At 41.6% G+C, this 17,335-nt stretch carries 13 protein-coding genes and 1 pseudogene; 2 read left to right on the plus strand and 12 right to left on the minus strand.

The genetic code is table 11. The features are described from left to right. Nucleotides 1-204: 204 nt before the first annotated feature. The 3 genes from AC0YN7_RS06265 to nirB are packed head-to-tail and all read right to left on the minus strand — an operon-like array spanning nt 205 to nt 3,848. Complete coding sequence (locus AC0YN7_RS06265) at nt 205-990, minus strand: formate/nitrite transporter family protein (RefSeq protein ID WP_475809081.1); 786 nt, start codon at nt 988-990, stop codon at nt 205-207. 53 nt (nt 991-1,043) lie between these two features. Further along, entirely contained in the window at nt 1,044-1,370 is a 327-nt protein-coding gene (locus AC0YN7_RS06270) for a nitrite reductase (NAD(P)H) small subunit (RefSeq protein ID WP_475809082.1), read from the minus strand. 36 nt (nt 1,371-1,406) lie between these two features. Continuing rightward, the gene (gene nirB, locus AC0YN7_RS06275; protein WP_475809083.1) at nt 1,407-3,848 is read right to left on the minus strand and encodes a nitrite reductase large subunit NirB; all 2,442 of its coding nucleotides are present in this window, start codon (nt 3,846-3,848) and stop codon (nt 1,407-1,409) included. Nucleotides 3,849-4,051: 203 nt separating this feature from the next. On the opposite strand from nirB, the gene yjcZ reads away from it, so the two are divergent. Further along, nucleotides 4,052-4,162 carry a sporulation protein YjcZ gene (yjcZ, locus tag AC0YN7_RS06280; protein ID WP_475809084.1) on the plus strand — a complete coding sequence of 37 codons (111 nt, stop codon included), beginning with the start codon at nt 4,052-4,054 and terminating at the stop codon, nt 4,160-4,162. A 106-nt stretch (nt 4,163-4,268) separates the two neighbouring features. On the opposite strand, the gene AC0YN7_RS06285 is transcribed toward yjcZ, so the two are convergent. The 3 genes from AC0YN7_RS06285 to AC0YN7_RS06295 are packed head-to-tail and all read right to left on the minus strand — an operon-like array spanning nt 4,269 to nt 7,955. Further along, complete coding sequence (locus tag AC0YN7_RS06285; protein WP_475809085.1) at nt 4,269-5,381, minus strand: Ger(x)C family spore germination protein; 1,113 nt, start codon at nt 5,379-5,381, stop codon at nt 4,269-4,271. Beyond that, nucleotides 5,378-6,481, minus strand: coding sequence for a GerAB/ArcD/ProY family transporter (locus tag AC0YN7_RS06290; RefSeq protein WP_475809086.1), 1,104 nt, complete (start codon nt 6,479-6,481; stop codon nt 5,378-5,380). The genes AC0YN7_RS06285 and AC0YN7_RS06290 overlap by 4 nt, the downstream gene beginning before the upstream one ends. Continuing rightward, a complete protein-coding gene (locus AC0YN7_RS06295) occupies nt 6,474-7,955 on the minus strand; it encodes a spore germination protein (RefSeq protein ID WP_475809087.1) in 1,482 nt (493 codons plus the stop codon). Before AC0YN7_RS06295 ends, AC0YN7_RS06290 begins: the two co-directional genes overlap by 8 nt. A 241-nt stretch (nt 7,956-8,196) precedes the next feature. On the opposite strand from AC0YN7_RS06295, the gene AC0YN7_RS06300 reads away from it, so the two are divergent. Continuing rightward, nucleotides 8,197-10,611 (plus strand): hypothetical protein, encoded by a 2,415-nt coding sequence (locus AC0YN7_RS06300; RefSeq protein ID WP_475809088.1) that lies wholly within the window; start codon nt 8,197-8,199, stop codon nt 10,609-10,611. A gap of 72 nt (nt 10,612-10,683) precedes the next feature. Here the strand turns inward: AC0YN7_RS06300 and AC0YN7_RS06305 are convergent, their stop codons facing one another. The 6 genes and pseudogenes from AC0YN7_RS06305 to AC0YN7_RS06330 all read right to left on the minus strand — a co-directional run bounded on the left by AC0YN7_RS06305 (nt 10,684) and on the right by AC0YN7_RS06330 (nt 17,191). Further along, the gene (locus AC0YN7_RS06305; protein WP_475809089.1) at nt 10,684-12,057 is read right to left on the minus strand and encodes a sugar phosphate nucleotidyltransferase; all 1,374 of its coding nucleotides are present in this window, start codon (nt 12,055-12,057) and stop codon (nt 10,684-10,686) included. Between the two features lie 32 nt (nt 12,058-12,089). Next, nucleotides 12,090-13,211 (minus strand): glycosyltransferase family 4 protein, encoded by a 1,122-nt coding sequence (locus tag AC0YN7_RS06310; protein WP_475809090.1) that lies wholly within the window; start codon nt 13,209-13,211, stop codon nt 12,090-12,092. Further along, nucleotides 13,208-14,020 (minus strand): DUF6492 family protein, encoded by an 813-nt coding sequence (locus AC0YN7_RS06315; protein WP_475809127.1) that lies wholly within the window; start codon nt 14,018-14,020, stop codon nt 13,208-13,210. The genes AC0YN7_RS06310 and AC0YN7_RS06315 overlap by 4 nt, the downstream gene beginning before the upstream one ends. Nucleotides 14,021-14,302: 282 nt before the next feature. Then, entirely contained in the window at nt 14,303-15,526 is a 1,224-nt protein-coding gene (locus AC0YN7_RS06320) for an amidohydrolase family protein (RefSeq protein WP_475809128.1), read from the minus strand. A 92-nt stretch (nt 15,527-15,618) separates the two neighbouring features. After that, nucleotides 15,619-16,179: pseudogene (locus AC0YN7_RS06325) on the minus strand (aminopeptidase); the annotation flags it as partial. Between the two features lie 130 nt (nt 16,180-16,309). Next, nucleotides 16,310-17,191 (minus strand): SMP-30/gluconolactonase/LRE family protein, encoded by an 882-nt coding sequence (locus tag AC0YN7_RS06330; RefSeq protein ID WP_475809091.1) that lies wholly within the window; start codon nt 17,189-17,191, stop codon nt 16,310-16,312. Nucleotides 17,192-17,335: the final 144 nt, after the last annotated feature.

Consider the following 17,335-nt stretch of genomic DNA (forward strand, 5'->3'; position numbering starts at 1 on the left):
AACCGCATTGGGTACAAAAGTTTTAGGCTGGGGGAAAAGTTTGAGGACTTTCGAGGTTACAAAGAGCAATTCCAGAAAAAATTAGGCGACCTCTCTCCGATAGAATACCGAGAAGCGATCGCCGCTTAACAAACTCTTCTTACTACCGTCAACTTGACGGGGCTATGACCTATAAAGCACCTTTTACATTCCAACGATTATGTTTTATTTCTTATTTTTTCGAACTGGGGAAATAACCCAGTACGCCATACCAACGAACAGACCTCCGCCAACAATATTGCCTAAAGTAACCGGGATCATATTATGCAACCATCCAGCAATAGAGATTGTTTCTGGGTGATTCGGTAATAAGGTAGCAATACTTAATAGCGTCATATTAGCCACACTATGCTCATAACCACTCGCTATAAAGGCAAATAGACACCACCAAATGAGAATTAATTTAGCAACATCCTCCTTGGCCCGAATGGACATCCAAATAGCTAGACATACTAACCAGTTACAAAGAATACCTCGAAAAAACAGTTCCATTACGGGTAGTTGCATCTTTTTAGCTACTGCCGTAAAGATAAGGTGTTCAGCAGGTATATCCTTGAACAGCCCCGTACCTAGAACCAATAAGCAAAGCACCAAAGCACCTAGTAAATTACCTAAAAATACGATACTCCAGTTCTTAAGTGTATCCTTCACGGTTGTTTTACCTGCTAATGTACTCATCGTAAAAAACATATTATTACCCGTAAATAGCTCTGAACCTGCAAATATGACTAACGTGAGTGCGATTCCAAAAGATCCCCCCATAACGAGGGATTGATAAGGTGACTTCATTGCGGCTAATGGGGCACCTAATGTGAAAATTAGGATAATCCCAATTCCTACAAAGGCACCCGCTAATGCAGCAGCAATTGTATAGCGAAGTAAACTTTCGTTCATCTTTTCTTTTTTCTTAACCGCCGAATCTACTATGTTCTCTACACTTTGTGTATACAAGCGGACTACCTCCTAAATGCCTTTCGTTATTTATATTTTCATATGATAGATTGTTAGGCATAAACGCCAATTTGAATATCATCGTTACTCACAATAACAGGATATGTCGCGACTTGGCCTGTATCTGGTGCTTGCACAACTCCACTCGTTAAATCAATCTTCCAGTCATATAAGGGATCGTAAATATAATGTCCAGATACGATCGCTTCTGCCAAAGGCCCTCCCTTAGGGTGTGGTGACTTGTTTGCCAAAGCGTATACAGTCCCATCCGAAGTACGAAATATAGCAATCTCCTGACCTTCAATGATCACAACTCGACCCACTTGCACTAAACACTCCTCAATTGAACCAATAGAATAATAATTCGTTGTCATTTCCATTTGATCTCTCCCCTTTCCATTCAACACACTAATGGGTTATTCCACTAAAATTGCAGATTTTTTATTTTCATACAGAGCTGTACGTGTTTTGTCATCATTAAGCATCTTTCTCCATGGATCTTTCACCTGTTGTAGCGCAATTTCAATTCGATTAACGAGTTCTTTGCGGTTATCTAGATTATCCAATATCGCAGACTGAATCTGTTCAAGGCCTATCCGTTCTACCCATTCCGAAGTTCTCTCCAAGTATTTGCCGGTTTCACGATAATATTGCATAATTGCTCCACAAATCTCAATCAATTCTTCATCACTTTTAACCTTACAGAAGCTATCAGCAATACGAGACTTAATCCCTCCATTGCCTCCAATAAAGATTTCCCAGCCTCCATCATTTCCTACGATACCGATATCCTTGGTACATGCTTCCGCACAGTTCCGCGGACAACCATTCACAGCATATTTAAATTTGGCAGGTAAATCGAGACGCTCAAATTTACGTTCTAAAAGTTCTCCCATAGACATGGAATCTTGTGTGCCGAATCGACAGAATTGGGAACCTACACATGTTTTGACCGTACGCAGCGATTTAGCATAAGCATAACCTGAAGGCATATCAAGTTCTTCCCATACCTTTGGTAAGTCTTCCTTCTTGACTCCAATCAGAGCCAGCCTTTGTCCACCTGTCACTTTAATGACCTTGACATCATATTTTAAGGAAACATCAGCGATTATCTTGAGATCTTTCGGTGTCGTAACGCCACCATACATCCGTGGAACAACAGTGTATGTCCCGTCTTTTTGAATATTCGCGTTCATTCGTTCGTTAACAAACCGTGATTCTTTCTCGTCTTCATAACTCTCTGGATAAATCATACCCAAGTAGTAGTTAATTGCTGGACGGCATTTAGAGCAGCCTTCCGCGTTACTCCACCCAAGTACATTCATAACTTCGCGTGTCGTTGTCAAACCTTTCGCCGTAATCTCTGCTACCACTTCATCTCTATCAAGCGAAGTACAACTACAAATCCCTTGTTTCGAAGAGATCTTGAAGCCATCCCCAAGAACATACTGCAGTATTTGCTCAACAACTGGTTTACATCCTCCACACGAACGGGTTGCGCCAGTACAAGCTTTAATTTCATCTACCGTCGTTAAACCCTGATCCGTAATAACATCGATAATTGTTTTCTTAGTTACCCCATTACATCCACAAACAATCTCATCATCAGACATTGTTTCTACAGAAGATTTTTTCTTAGCTCCACCACCACAGCATCCTGAACCCATGACTGTATTATAAACATCATCTGTCATTTCGGAATGTTGCTTAATTAACTTTTGCAGATTAGAAGACTCCGTTACATCTCCGAATAAGACAGCTCCGACAATGATATTGTCATGTAGAAGAACTTTCTTATAGGTACTTTTCCACTCATCTTTAGCAGCAATCACAGTGTGCTCCGGTCCCTCAACAAACTCACCTGCTGAGAATACGTCGATACCAGAAATTTTAAGTTTTGTTGCTACAATAGAACCTTCATATGGTAATGTGTCTACTCCGCAAATATGCTTTGCGAGCACATGTCCTTGTTCAAATAACGGGGCTACGAGCCCGTAACATACTCCCCGATGCTGCGTACACTCACCGACAGAATATACACCTTCAAATGAAGTACGCATATAATCATCTACAACAATACCTCTTCCTACTTCCATACCACTAGCCATGGCGAGTGCTATGTTTGGTTTAATACCCACCGCCATCACAACAAGCTCCGCTTCTAATACACTACCGTCGCTGAAACGTAATCCACTTACCCTATCCCCCCCAATAAGTTCAGTGGTTTGTTTTCCCATAGCGAATTTAATGCCTTGACGTTCCAATTCCGCTTGTAACATTGACGAAGCGCTGTGATCCAGTTGACGTTCCATAATATCTTCCATCAAATGGACCACCGTGACATCCATGCCCAAATTCACGAGTCCTTTAGCAGCTTCTAACCCTAACAGTCCACCACCAATTACCGCAGCCTTATTATATTTCTGAGCAGCATCAATCATTTGGTTGCAGTCGCTAATATCTCTAAAACCTACTACGCCTTCTTTATCGCTACCAGGAATCGGTAGAATAAACGGGTTAGATCCTGTAGCAATAATAATCTTATCGTAAGATTCCGTCATCCCATTGTCTGTAGTCACTTGCTTACTTCCCGCATCAATATGTGTCACCGTCGTTGTCGTATGCAGCGTAATTCGATTGTCTTTATACCAGTTCCAGTCGTTCAAGACAATATCATCGACCGTCTTGCTACCTTCCAGAACATATGAAAGCATAATACGATTATAGTTAGGATGTGGTTCACTACCGAATACCGTAATATTAAACGAATCACTTAATTTCAGAATTTGCTCAACTGTACTTATCCCAGCCATACCGTTACCAATCACTATTAGTTTCTCTTTTTTTTGTTCTTGCATGTTAGAATGCCTCCTTCTCTGCTTTGCTTTGCAAAATAAGTGTAGCATCCTAGAACATATTTATATGTGAATAAAATCACATTATTTTTAAATAGGATGGGCTATTCTCACTGTATATTTGCTTGTATAACAAACACACAGTCAGACCGTTAAGCTCATGCATAAATTATAGAGTACTCAACACGTAAGGAGGTGCTATAAAAATGTCTGGTAATGTAGGTGGTGCTTTTACAAACCTTGGTACTATTCTGGTGCTTTTCATTTTGTTGGTGATTATCGCTTGTAGTTGCATGCGTTTCGGCGGCGGCTATTAAATAAACGTCTAGGATGTAACCATACATTCTGGATGTCAATTCCCTTCATACACTTCTCAAAAAGACCCATTCTATGGGTCTTTTGCGTTCCGGTGAGAGCATATATTTAGTACATTATTCCGTGGTTAACTATCTCAACCGTCACTTTAGGAATAAACTCCACCCTCGGGTAATCCTCTTTCCAATGCAGCCTTTTCCATGTATTCGGATAGTAAGCCATTACTTTTCGACCGATCCCAAACCCGTCATGATTGGCCGACAGCATTTTCTGCGTAATCTCTTGCGCTCTTCTCGTCAATTCTTCCGATAGCTTCTTATCCAACCGATCCAAGTTTCGCTTATCATTCAAATGATCCTTAGCGTATTCAATTACAGTTACTTTTAATTTCAAATTGAGCGTCACTTTAATGTTTCGGTTGTTTTGGACGTTTACTTTCAACTTCCGTTTTAATTTTTGAATGTCTATTGCTATATAATTTTCTGGGTCCCGATTTTCCTCCGCATTTATTTTAAGCGTCAAGCTAGCGGTCTTGGCTAATTTATCGTTCATTAACAGGTACAACAATGAATCTTCAGATTTTAATTTGTCTGTCATTTTATCGCCATTATATAAAGCTATCCCGTAAATCGAAGGCGTCTTATTTTTAGAAATATAGGGGACAGCGAAATCATCACCTTGATCCAGCATGATCGGACAGATGAGTTGAACGTTAACCGCCGGAACTACCGTTCTACGCTCCGTACTTTGGATTAGCTTGTAAAAATGCTCGCCCAAAAGTTTAGTTCCTGTTTTTGTTGTACGGATGACATCATGAGCTGTACCCTCTACGACAGCAATATTCGCATTCAAAGCACTTCTGGGATCACGGTATAATACATCGAGATACGGATAAATACCTTGTCTCGCCAAAGCCTCTCCAATTAGAATGACACGGAGCTTGGAAGCCGAATATACACCGGACACCTCACGATCAAGTATATCCCGCAAATGTCTGGATATATTTCCTGTCGCCGTGTGGATTTCATCAATATCCTTCCTTCCGGATTGCGAACCGCTGACATCGATTACCGAAGAGGTAACCTGAAGCTTCCCTTCCGGATCCAAATCAAAGCCGACGATATTTACAATTCTAGTTTCCTTCAGCATTTGCTGGTCCCAACAGCCCGATAGAATTGCTACCATGGAGAAGGTTGCGAATAAGATTAACCCCGTTCTCACTTCGTTCTCCCCCTAGCTCCCTTTACTTTGAACAGAACGGAAATCATCAATAGCACAAATGGGATCCCAAATATAAACACATAATTTGCGATCGATATCATTTTATCCAGAGTATCCTTTAAGAGCGGAGAGTGAATGAACAGTGCAATTATAAAAACTAGTGCCGCTGTATAAGGCACTGCCTTGCGATGATCGCTCTGCTGCTGAAAGAGATTAGCAATCCCCCTGGAAGCCATGAACATATAACCCATCGCAGAAGTGGCTGCCACGACCACCCAAAGGGATAGAAAATAGATGTCTGGCCGCTCGAACACACTGAAAGAAAGCGCCTTAACCATGAAAAGAAAAGGTTGAGGAAGCAGTTCTAGCTCCGGCGGACTGAATACGATAAGACTGGTAAAAACCGCAAAGGTATATACCAATGTGGTGAAAATATTCGCAAAGGTTACCGCTTTGATTTTTCCCTCGCTGCCTCCTTCCACGAAAGGATAACAAATTAACAGAATCTCATACCCCGATAATGACGTCATGGTTTCATGCACGCCTTTCGATATATTCCATATTCCAGCTTGTCCAACCGGCAATATATATAGAAAATTAACATGGAGATACGCACAAATAAAGATGATGATCACCGCAATGTTACAGAAAAATACAAGTACAAAAAAACGAGCAATTGTTCGTAAGCTCTCTCGGACCAAATAGATACATACACTCGTCATCATACCCATAACGATCCATTTGGGCGTATCAATTAGTACCCAGTCACCGATAATATTAGCAAACCGCAAAATAATAATGCTTGACACAAATAGGAAGTAAGCAGAATATACGAGATGGACAAGTTTTCCAATATATCTTCCTAATAATATTGGCAAATAATCATACAACGTAAGCGAAGGAAATCTCTTGCTTAAACACCATATGATCACAATAAAAAATTGAACTAATAATCCGGCGATAAGGACGGATATCCATGAATCCCCTTGCGCTGCGCTATGCAACTTTGCAGGCAACATTAACAGCCCGACACCAATTTGAGTCTGGATAACCAAAAAAAACAATTGTCCTGGTGTAATTTGATCCCTCGCATTAATCATCACTCTGCTCTTCTTTCACTGAATGTGGCTGTTGATCTAGTTTTTGAGGAGCTGGATCATGCGGACGTTGGTTTAATTTCCACTGGGGCATCCGAATTATCGTATCCTTCCAGTCTTTCCATCGAAACGGTGCGACAGGGGCAAAATAAGGCGCCCCAAACGATTCTAATTTACAGAGATGAATTAGAATGATCATTAAGCTGAAGACAATTCCTATAAATCCGAATAGAGATGCGGCAACCATGACAGGAAAGCGCAACATTCGGACCGATGCACTCATCTCATGAGAAGGCACAACGAATGAAGCAATCGCTGTTAAGGCGACAACAATGATCATGGCGTTGGATACCAGACCTGTTTTGACAACCGCGTCTCCAATAACAAGACCACCGACGATCCCAATCGTTTGTCCCACCGGACCAGGGAGCCGAATGCCAGCTTCGCGTAGCAATTCGATAGTCAGCTCCATAAATAGCGCCTCAAGGATCGGCGGGAACGGAATGTGCTCAATGCTGCTTTTAATCGGCAGTAGCAAGTCCTGCGGGATCACTTCAAAATGGAAAGAAACCACCGCAATATAAAAAGCTGGAAGACCGATGGCGATGGCTAAACTAAATACTCGGATGAATCGGAGAAACGATCCTTGCAGTGAACGAAAACTATAATCGTCCGGCGATTGATAAAAAGCAAAAAAAGTCACAGGCATGATTAGTGCGGTAGAACTGCCTTCGGCCAACAGCGCGACTCTGCCTTCCAGCAGATTGCCAATAACTCGATCCGGTCTCTCCGTATGCAGCAGCTGTGGAAAGGGTGAGAAAGATTTGTCCTCAATAAATTCTTCGATAAATTCGGAAGATGAGATATTATCTGCATCAATATTCTGTATTCTGCGATCGACTTCATCGACAAGCTTGGGATTGGCCAGATTCTGCAAATAGACAATCACCGCTTCAATTTTCGTTTCATTTCCAAGTTTATACCGCTTCACAACCAAATTTCGATTCTCGATATGTTTGCGAACGAGCTGTAGATTAATTCCGACACTTTCCACAAAACCTTCGTGTGAGCCCTCCACAACTTTCTCATTGCTCGGTTCGGTGACATTTCGAACATGATTCGATTTCACCTCTATTACATAGCACTTTTCCATACCTTCGATAAATAGCACGGCATTCCCTTTAACTAACAAATCAACCACTTTCTCAAGATCATCGTGCTTGCTCGCTCGCATCGAGATCAGAATTTCTTCTAAATCTCCGTCTTTTTTTTCCGATATCGGCTTTAATATTTCCTCACGAATTTTACTCTGATCGCACATGGTGTACATAAAAAGGAACTCGCTCGTATACCCTGGGATCGATACGGTTTGGCCTACTAAATCGTCCGTATGAAACAGCGCCTCTTTCAAATATTGAATATTCTCTTGCACTGTGGGAAATACCGGTTGGAATGATAACGTGGTCTTTTTAGACATAGGTCTGCTCTTTCTTCGATTATTATTAAGCATTGTTCTAAAAAAGCCCACGACCCTGCCCCCTTACAATGATATGATAGCTACTTTGTAGATTCTCCCTGTTGCAGGATGAATATTCCATTATTTTCTCGAAAAGTGAATTCTATGATAGGAGATGAGAAGTCTAATATATATTTGGAAACTTTTTACAACCATTTGCGTCTAATAGTTGTGGAAATTATACGATTTTTGAAGGGTGGCTATGATGAAACCACTAAGACGGTCGTTCATTATTATTGTCTGCGCCAGCATTACATTGCTTGCTATTGTTTTCTTCATGTTAAACGGTAATAAGAATACAAATCATGTACCCGCGCTACAAAGCCCTACCCCTATACAGAATCCGGCTTCTATAGAACAAGTTTGGAAGCCCGCATATGGCGAATTTATGACGGATTTGAAGGAACCCCATGTGCTGTGGAAAAAAGACCGGAAAATGATTTACGTGCAAGACCTTAATCTCTACTACACTTCAGACGGAACAGCTAAGCAAGTTCTGTACGAATGGAAGGAATCTCTACCCTCACAGGCATGGCTGAACGGAGAGAACCTACTCATAGGTACTCAACTCATTGAGAGGGACCCCAAAGCTGAAGGGTATATTGACCATGGAGCTTGGATTGTTGTTCACATAGGGTCTACACCAATCGTTATAGAGATGAAAAACATCTTTTTTGGTCCTCAAGAGGTACTATCTGTCACTGTCGCGGAGGAACCGCGTTTATTTTTCTTGAAGGTGCTCAATGCATCAGGCTTTTCAGAGTATGTATTTGATCCGTCCCGTAACGAATGGGAGCGATTTAACAGTGCGTTAATGAATTCCATACCAATGGAAATACCGACAAAAGCCCATGATTTACAGTATTTTCCCAATACAAATGTATTTAAAATTCCGGAAGGTCCGACAGTTTACTCTTTTCATGATGGGGAAGGCGACATAATCTACTACCAAGATCCTATTTATATGGTGTCGCGTTATGTCGGTTATGATTTGGTTGATGCCAAATTAATGACATTCCTGGATGCTTCACCACAAATTATTGGACGTTTCCGCAGCCATTCCGGGGAGGAAGATATGTCCTTTCTCAACTATGATTTCACTTTATTTGACTTTGAACCAAGACTTTGGGAAGGAAATTGGCAAGCATTGAACCCCCACACCTTCACTAGTGTGTCGCCTGAAAAGTTGGAGGTTATTCAGTACAAGGACGGGTATTCCTTAGAAGATAATCCGCCTGAGTATACACAATTCTCAACAAAAGGGGGGAAGTGGATATCCTCACGAGGGGCGCTTGTGGAATACGAAGTTAACGATAAGACCAAATATATCTCCTTCCATGATCTGACTAACACTGAAGAAGCCGACCCGGAGACGATCTGGTCGACGCCCCTGAAGGATTTCATCATCAAGGAAGATAAGCGTACATTGGATTCCTATGAAACGTTCCGTCACAAGATACCCAAATGGAGCTTTCAGGATAATAATACGAACGAACCGATTCCGGATGAGCTTCATCAAGCTGTGGATCAAGTGCATCGTGATGGAGATTATGGCTATGCAAAAACATACCGTAAGATTGGATTCCAGTGGTTCGTTTTGGTGGAACGTCATTTTTACGAATACAAAGATGGGGTATTAGCTAAGATCGGAGAATTACCAATTACGGTTTCTGTTACGAATGGAGAAGGATCTTCAGGTCGTGGAGCCAGGGATTTCATTCGAGTGAATGATACTTGGATTGTTGCGGATACGGAAGGCTCTCGCGTGTTGAAGCTGAATGACAAGCTAGAGGTAGTGGCTGCGCTCGCCGTGCCTACTCCCTATCAGATAACAATTGAGAAAGACCAATTGTATATCGATTCTACTGCTAACCGCTTGACTGTTAATACGGAATTAAAGCTTGTGGATCGCGCGACGCAACCGTTTGAGTCTACAGTAAATATGGATAAGGTAGAGTTAGAGTATTTCCGACCGCAACAATTGTACGACGATGCAGAAATCGGGCTTACCTGGTATTATCTCAATGGTTCTCTGTATCAGTATCATGTACAGAAGCAGGAGTATCGTTCTTTCTATATAGGCTATAACATGAATGATACTGCAAATGTAAAAATTATTCCCTATCAAGATGAGGTGATTGTACTTCTTGATCACCGTTTAGAGAGTTTCGACCGACAAGGTAAATGGTTAAGCTCGTTAGCTTTCCCTCGCTCCGAGCCTGATGGAATCTATGACTATTCAACTCAGGGGGAAAACTCTCTTATCATTGACGAAGCGTCAGACGTCCTTTATCTTGTGCAAGGATATCGAATTCTCGGTATTGATTTGAAACGGAATGAGGTAGAAACGATCTTTCAGCAAAATTACGCTGACATTGGTGAACTTATTCAGCATGAGAGCAATCTGTATTTCATGCTGCGCAGTAACGTGAACGACCGATTAGGACAGCAGCAGGAAGGCCAAGTCACAAACGTGAAGATGTATACGGAGATCGTAAAGATTGATCTTCATGCTCTCAGCATATCCCGTTTTGTTGTAGAGGGATATTATGATTCCTTCGAATTGGAAACCGATTCTGGCGATCAGCCTACCTTCGTGCTACGAAGCTACAACTGATAAAGGAGCTGACGTCAATAATCCCGGATCGGCATATCATCGACATGTTACGAAGTTTGCTACTGGATCTAATCACGGTTTCTCTGTTATGTTGCAGTACTTGATTGTTTCTTCCCAGCTCATAGTTATACGGAATACATCTTTTTCCATTAGTTCGTTTCCGATTTGGATTTCTATATATTCGAGTGGACTAATCGCCTTCAACGCATGTTTGGCTCCCTTGGGAATTTGAAGGACGTCTCCAGTCTGTATCGAATAATTTACTCCTTCCAATATAAACTCACCGGAGCCGAAAATGATTGTCCATATTTCTCTTCTCTTCTGATGCATATGATAGCTTGTATTTTTTCCCGGCAACATTTCTACCTTCTTCGTTAAGGTTTCCGTTTCTGTGGTCGTATAGTCTAATACGCGGACCCTCCCCCATCTTTTTTCCTCATACATCGGAGTCGTCCAATCTTTAAGGATTCCCTTAATTTGATTCGATTTATCTTTATTAGCAACGAGAATACCATCGGGACTTGCAGCTACGATAATATTTGATAGACCAATAACATGAATCGGATACATGAGCTCATTAATTAGATGGGTATGGAGTGAATCGCTTGAAATTTGACCCTGACCGATGACATGGCTTCCAATGTAATTCGGGAGTATGCTCCAGTCCCCCAGATCCTGCCAGGCTTTGTCATAAGGTACAACAACACAATGGTTTGTTTTCTCTACGATCTCTTCATCGAAGCTCATCACGGGAATCAATTCATAGCGCTCAAGCAGCTCTTCATAATCAATGGGCAAACCTTTGTTAGTTAAACAAGAAATCATGAACCTCAACGGAAAAGCGAATATGCCACAGTTCCAAAATGCATTTTCTCTGATCAATTGGGCAGCTATCTCTTCACTAGGTTTCTCAACAAATTTTGACACATTGAAATAATCCTTCCCACCGGTTTCCTGGGGCACAATATAGCCATATTGAGTGGAGGGACGGTTTGGGACCGTTCCAATCAAAGATAACTCGGAACCCGATTGAGCTAGAATCTCAGGTAATTGGCATAGCAAATGATAAAATTCCGACTCAACGAATAAATCGACTGGAATGACACATATCGTTTCATCGGCATCCACCATCAGTTTGGAATGGAAATAACTTGCAGCTATGCCTACTGCCATAAAAGTTCCTCTCTTATAAGGCTCTGCGAGGATAGGAATCTGATCGCCAACATGATTCTGTGTAATTTCAATTTGGTTTATATGTGTTACGATGGAGGTAGATGGAAGCAATCCTGCTTTATCTAACTGTCCGCAGACTCTCTGAATCATAGATTCTCTTCCACCATCTCCTGTTGGCAGAAGCTTTAGGAATATCTTGGAGCGAATCTCGTTGGACATGGGCCAGAGCCTTTTTCCGGAACCGCCGCTAAGTAAAATAATTCGCAAGTTCATACCTCCTCGGGGGAACTGGGGAGCTGTGCTCCTTATTTCTTAATCCTGATCGTCTTTTCTATAGCTCTCTTTAATGAAAAGCCCGCATGGTTCCAAGACAGATTAAGCGAGTCACGCCTAGCTCGCTGCCCTTTCTCCTTACATAAATGAGGATTTTCATAAGCTTTTCTCATCTGCCTTCTTAAACTTCCAATATCCGGTTCTGCCCACAGTTGCCCCTTTCCCGAGAACAAATGGCGAAATTGGCGTGAAATAGAGGATTTACGATTCATGCCGATAATCGGGGGACGCAATTTATAATGAACTAGGAATGAATTATTTCTTGTTAAGAAGTGCATATGTCCTCCCCAACCGGTTGTTATTACGGGGACGCCGCTAGCCAACGATTCTAGGAATGGCAAGCCGACTCCTTCGCCTCTCGTAGGAAGAACAAAAGCATGCCCCTGTGCATAAATGCTTCTAAGAGACTTAGAATTTAAATGTCGGGCAATGATCCGAATGGGGGCTGTACTCTTACTAATGTTCAGTCTAGCTTTGTAGGCTTGTATACGGTCGCGGATCCAGCGTTCATTCTCATTGGGTGTATATCCATTTGTTTTGATGATCAGAAGGACATTATCGGTAGCGGAAAACTCTTCCCAATAGGCCTTTAGCAAGGCTTCAGGATTTTTTCGGTGCTGAAATCCGAATACGGAAATAAAAGTGAATTTCACATTTGTTTTTTTAGAAGGTATTTTTTTCTTATTTGGTGTAAACATACGAGCATCTACGCCATGAGGAACGATGAATATAGCGATTCTGATTCCGCTATTACGCATGGCCTGCTTGTTCTGAAGGGAAGGGACGCACAAGGCATCTGCCTTATTGATCGGCTTGATCCACCGCTTAGGGATACGGGTTGTCTCCCAGACGGTGTTTATGATAATCGTCTTGAAACTCTTCCTTTCCTTCCTTACGTTGAGAGTATTTGGGGAATAATGATAAATTAATACCTTTCGCTTCTTTGAAACTTTTGTTTTTCGGCTTCTCAATGCTCCGACAGCAGTATTGACCCCTTGCTGTCTTAACGCACTAACATACTCTCTGCTGGCAATTCCAAGACCAGTGGTTAAATTGACAGGCCCTTTCCATACGACTTGATAGGAGGAGATCATAGACTTTTCACTCCTGATTTTCTAATATAGCCTTTACGTTTATGGAACGAAATCGATCTGTACTTTTTCGAGAGCTCCTTTATCCCCTTCTGTGTGACCTGCCCAAAGTTAACATGTAGTCCCTTATTCAATGCTTTCTTAAGGATAACGTTTTTCGGATTACTAGAATAAAGAAAGTTGCCGTAAGTTTCAAATTCTGAAAAAGCGAATTGCTTGGATTTGTCCATCTTTCTTATGATCGCTGAGTACCAGCTTGTTTGATGTTTCGATTCAATTATTCTTTTTAACTGAGTCAACTTCGACTTGTTAAATAACATATAGTGAGTAACAAAGGAGGAAGGTGATGTTGGTTTTTTCCCTAGAAGTCTTCTGTAAGTTTTGAAGTACTCGGGCTGGCTCCAATCGCGGCAATAAAACACCGTATTTTTACCTTTTGTAAAAATATGTGGACGAATCAATACAGTATCAGCGTCAATGACCAGGAAGTATTCCGAGGTACATAGTGTGTCTCCGCTCATTTTCAATAATTGTTGGAAAAGCCAGCCGGATCTATCCCATTTCTTAGAGCGATAGTGAATGTTTTTTTTGGTGATGGGAATAATTTTATTCTCATCGACAAACGTACATTTTTTCTTTCTACTTAGTGCTATCATTCTTCTTCGATTTGGAGCAACGATAAAAATCTGGCCGATGGGATGCTTCACTTGTTTTTTTACAGCATCAATGACATAGGGAAGTGTTTCTAGATCTTTTTCAATCGCAGGTATCAGAATATCTATTTTTGTTTTGCTTGATAGACCCTTGATCATGGCAGCCACATCATCAGCTCCTTTTATAAGAATTACTGAATTATGATATGCCGGAATTGAACAAAAGGAATGGTCATCTATCTTTAAGGCGAAATCACTTGATTAAATCCCCTTCACGAATATGTCGAGCCTCTCCAATATTGAAAAGGAAGCCCTCTCACTTATTACCTCTTCTTCTCTAGGCAAATAAAAAACGCCCATGAAGGCGTTTTTTATGAATTATAGTATTGTGTCTGACTGAGCATTTTCGAGTATTCTCATATGGTGAAGGTTACGAACACGTTACAATGAACCGCTTACTAGACGCCCTTCGTAACAAACCGCTTGACGCTTCGATCTTCGTGCAACCGCTTCCGCCGAGCAGCTAGCATGAACCAATACAAAGCTTGCTTTATCTCCTACCTTAGGCCACACCTGATCACCTTCTTGGCTGAGTGGCGTCAACCCGCCTGTAATAAATCCTAGAGACTGAGACAATGATCTTTCATCATTACGCCCATATAGTTCTGCGAAACGTCCTACCTTCTCCAATTGATCTCCATTTCCAAAAGGTGACCAGTGATCTGTAAGGCTGTCTGTTGCAAGCTTTACTTTTACACCTTTTTTATGCAGCATTGGGAGCGGCATCGTTGTTCTTCCAATAGGGACAGTTGATGCAATAGACATGCCAAGTGATGCCATACGTTCTGCAAGTTCTTCCGCCTCTTGCGGCTGAGCACTTGCAAACCAGAAACAATGACTGACTGTCACTTTCCCCTGCAGTCCACCTTCTTCTGTCAAATCAGCTAGCCGAGTCAGCGTTTGCTTTCCTGCATCTCCTCCTTCATGCAAGTGAAGATCAATGCCAGCATTTTTCATAACCGCTAGTTCTACCATCGTCTGTAGTGACTTCTCTATATCTCCATCAACTGTGTAGGGATCAACTCCGCCTACATGGGTTGCACCCTCTGCCAAAGATTGCTTCACTAGTTGGACGGAATCTGAACGAAGCAGGCCATGCTGTGGAAAAGCAACAATTTCATATGAAATTTTACCAGAAAACGTGCTTAGAGCTTGCTTCGTTGCCTCTAAACGGCGCAGCCCACTAACAGGCTCGATATTACAATGGCTGCGGACATGTGTTGCGCCGAATCCTTGTATAAGCGTCAAGATACTTTCAGCTTGTTGCTTCGCCATAGGTAAAAGTTTAGGCAGCAATATCTTCTCTTCCTCAATTCGTTCGAAGATGCTGGATATTGGCTTCACAGCTTTCCACGATCCATTGAAATAAGTTTTATCCAAATGAATATGTGCCTCTTCAAATGAAGGCAGCATTAACAACTCTTTACAGTCGTATTTTGGAAGATTACTGTGCTGATCTGATAACGTGGCACTTATTTCTACAATAGCTCCGTCTTCTATTCGAATATGGCAAACCTTCGTTTGAGTACCAGCAACCTGCCCATCTTCCATAACATAACCACACTCTAATCGTACGTTCGTTAACCAATATGAAGCATTTAACATGCGATTCATCCCTTCCTTTTCACTCCATAAATTATACCTACATATCAGTCATAATGCCAAATTTCATTTCCAGGCGAACTAGAAGGGACGCAACCAGGTGTGAAGTGGAAACTGCCCGCTATCTTCTCATCGAACAAAGTATCTTTCATTGGATTTTCATTATAAGGGTTAAGACCAATTCCAAATTCACCAAAATATCGTGACCCTTGATCCGTATTCAGTAGTTTATTAATTCTGTCTGTATCATTTGCTGTAGCATTTACTATTTTACCATCCTTGATTTCAAAACGAATATTTTCGTATGTAAACCCCTCTTTTAGTGAAGGCGTATTATACGATATAACTCCGTTGACCGACTCTTTAACAGGCATTGTATATACTTCACCATCGGGAAGATTCATAACGCCAGCATCTTTAAATGAAGGCATATTTTTAATTGAAAACTCCAAGACGGTACCCGGTCCAGTAATCCTTACTTTATCCGTTTTATCCATCAGCATGAGTAGATTGTCCATCGCTTTATCCATTTTAGAATAATCTAAATTACATACATTAAAATATAAATCTTCAAAATCATCAATAGACATGTTCGCTTGCTGAGACATGGCATGGTTGGGATAACGGAGAATACACCATTTCGTATGGCTGTATCGTCTACCATTAATCTTTTGAAATAATGCTTCCTATATAATCCCATTTTCTCAGGAGGTTCGCTTACCAACATTGCACAAAGACCACTCCCCGTTTTAGGAAAATGGTCTTTGTCATTATGGCTCTACTAAATTATTGACCCTTATACCCATGAACTGGTAGTCCCCGTACACCTGGCATATACCGAAAACAGCTTCCGGCTAATGGTTCTTTGCTCAGCTGCTCTGCACTTAAACCTGTTCTTGCAGAAGTGATATACAATTCTTTCAGATTTTCACCGCCGAAGCAGCAGGAAGTTACTAGAGAGACGGGCAGCTCGATTTTATCCAACTTTTCTCCAGTACTTGGATTCCACCGGGTGACACAGTAGCCATCCCATTGGGCGACCCAGATCATCCCCTCAGCATCCACAGCCATTCCATCGGGAAGACCTTCTCCATCTCCTAATCTCACAACAACTTCCCTCTTGCCGGTTTCCCCAGTCTCGAGATTATAGCTGAGCTTATGTACCTCGCGAGTATTAGAATCAATATAATACATCATACGATCATCTGAACTCCAGCCGATTCCATTGGAACAGCCAATGTCAGTGAACACCTTTCGAGCAGACCCATCGGTCTCCAAACAGTACAACGATCCAGCTCCTGCTTCACCATTCAAGGACATAGTCCCCGCCCAGAATCGCCCGGCTCGATCACATTTGCCATCGTTAAAACGGTTGTTCGGCAAATCACTTTCTAGATCAACTATTTTTTCGAAACGCTCCGTTTTCAGATCTAAATAATAAATGCCATCGTACATTGCGCAAACCAATCGGCTATTAGTCGCAGGAACTGCTGCTCCAACAAATTGGTCTGCCTGAATTGTCCATTGTTTACCGGTACTTGGTTTATAGAAACGAATTTGCTTTTCAATGATGTCTACCCAATAGAAGGTCTTATCGTCTTCCAACCATACCGGACCTTCTCCAAGTGTGGATATCGTTCCCTCAATGACTTCAATACGTCTATCCATACCCATACCTCCCCATGTAAACCTAGTTTTTTTTGGACCTCTGTCAAGAAAGTAGACACTCCTTAAGGGTATCAAACTAGTGCTTTATAGTATTGTAATTCGAATTGCACTGGCGATAAGTAATCCAAAGAACCATGGATTCTC

The organism is Paenibacillus sp. J31R122 (genome assembly GCF_056269185.1).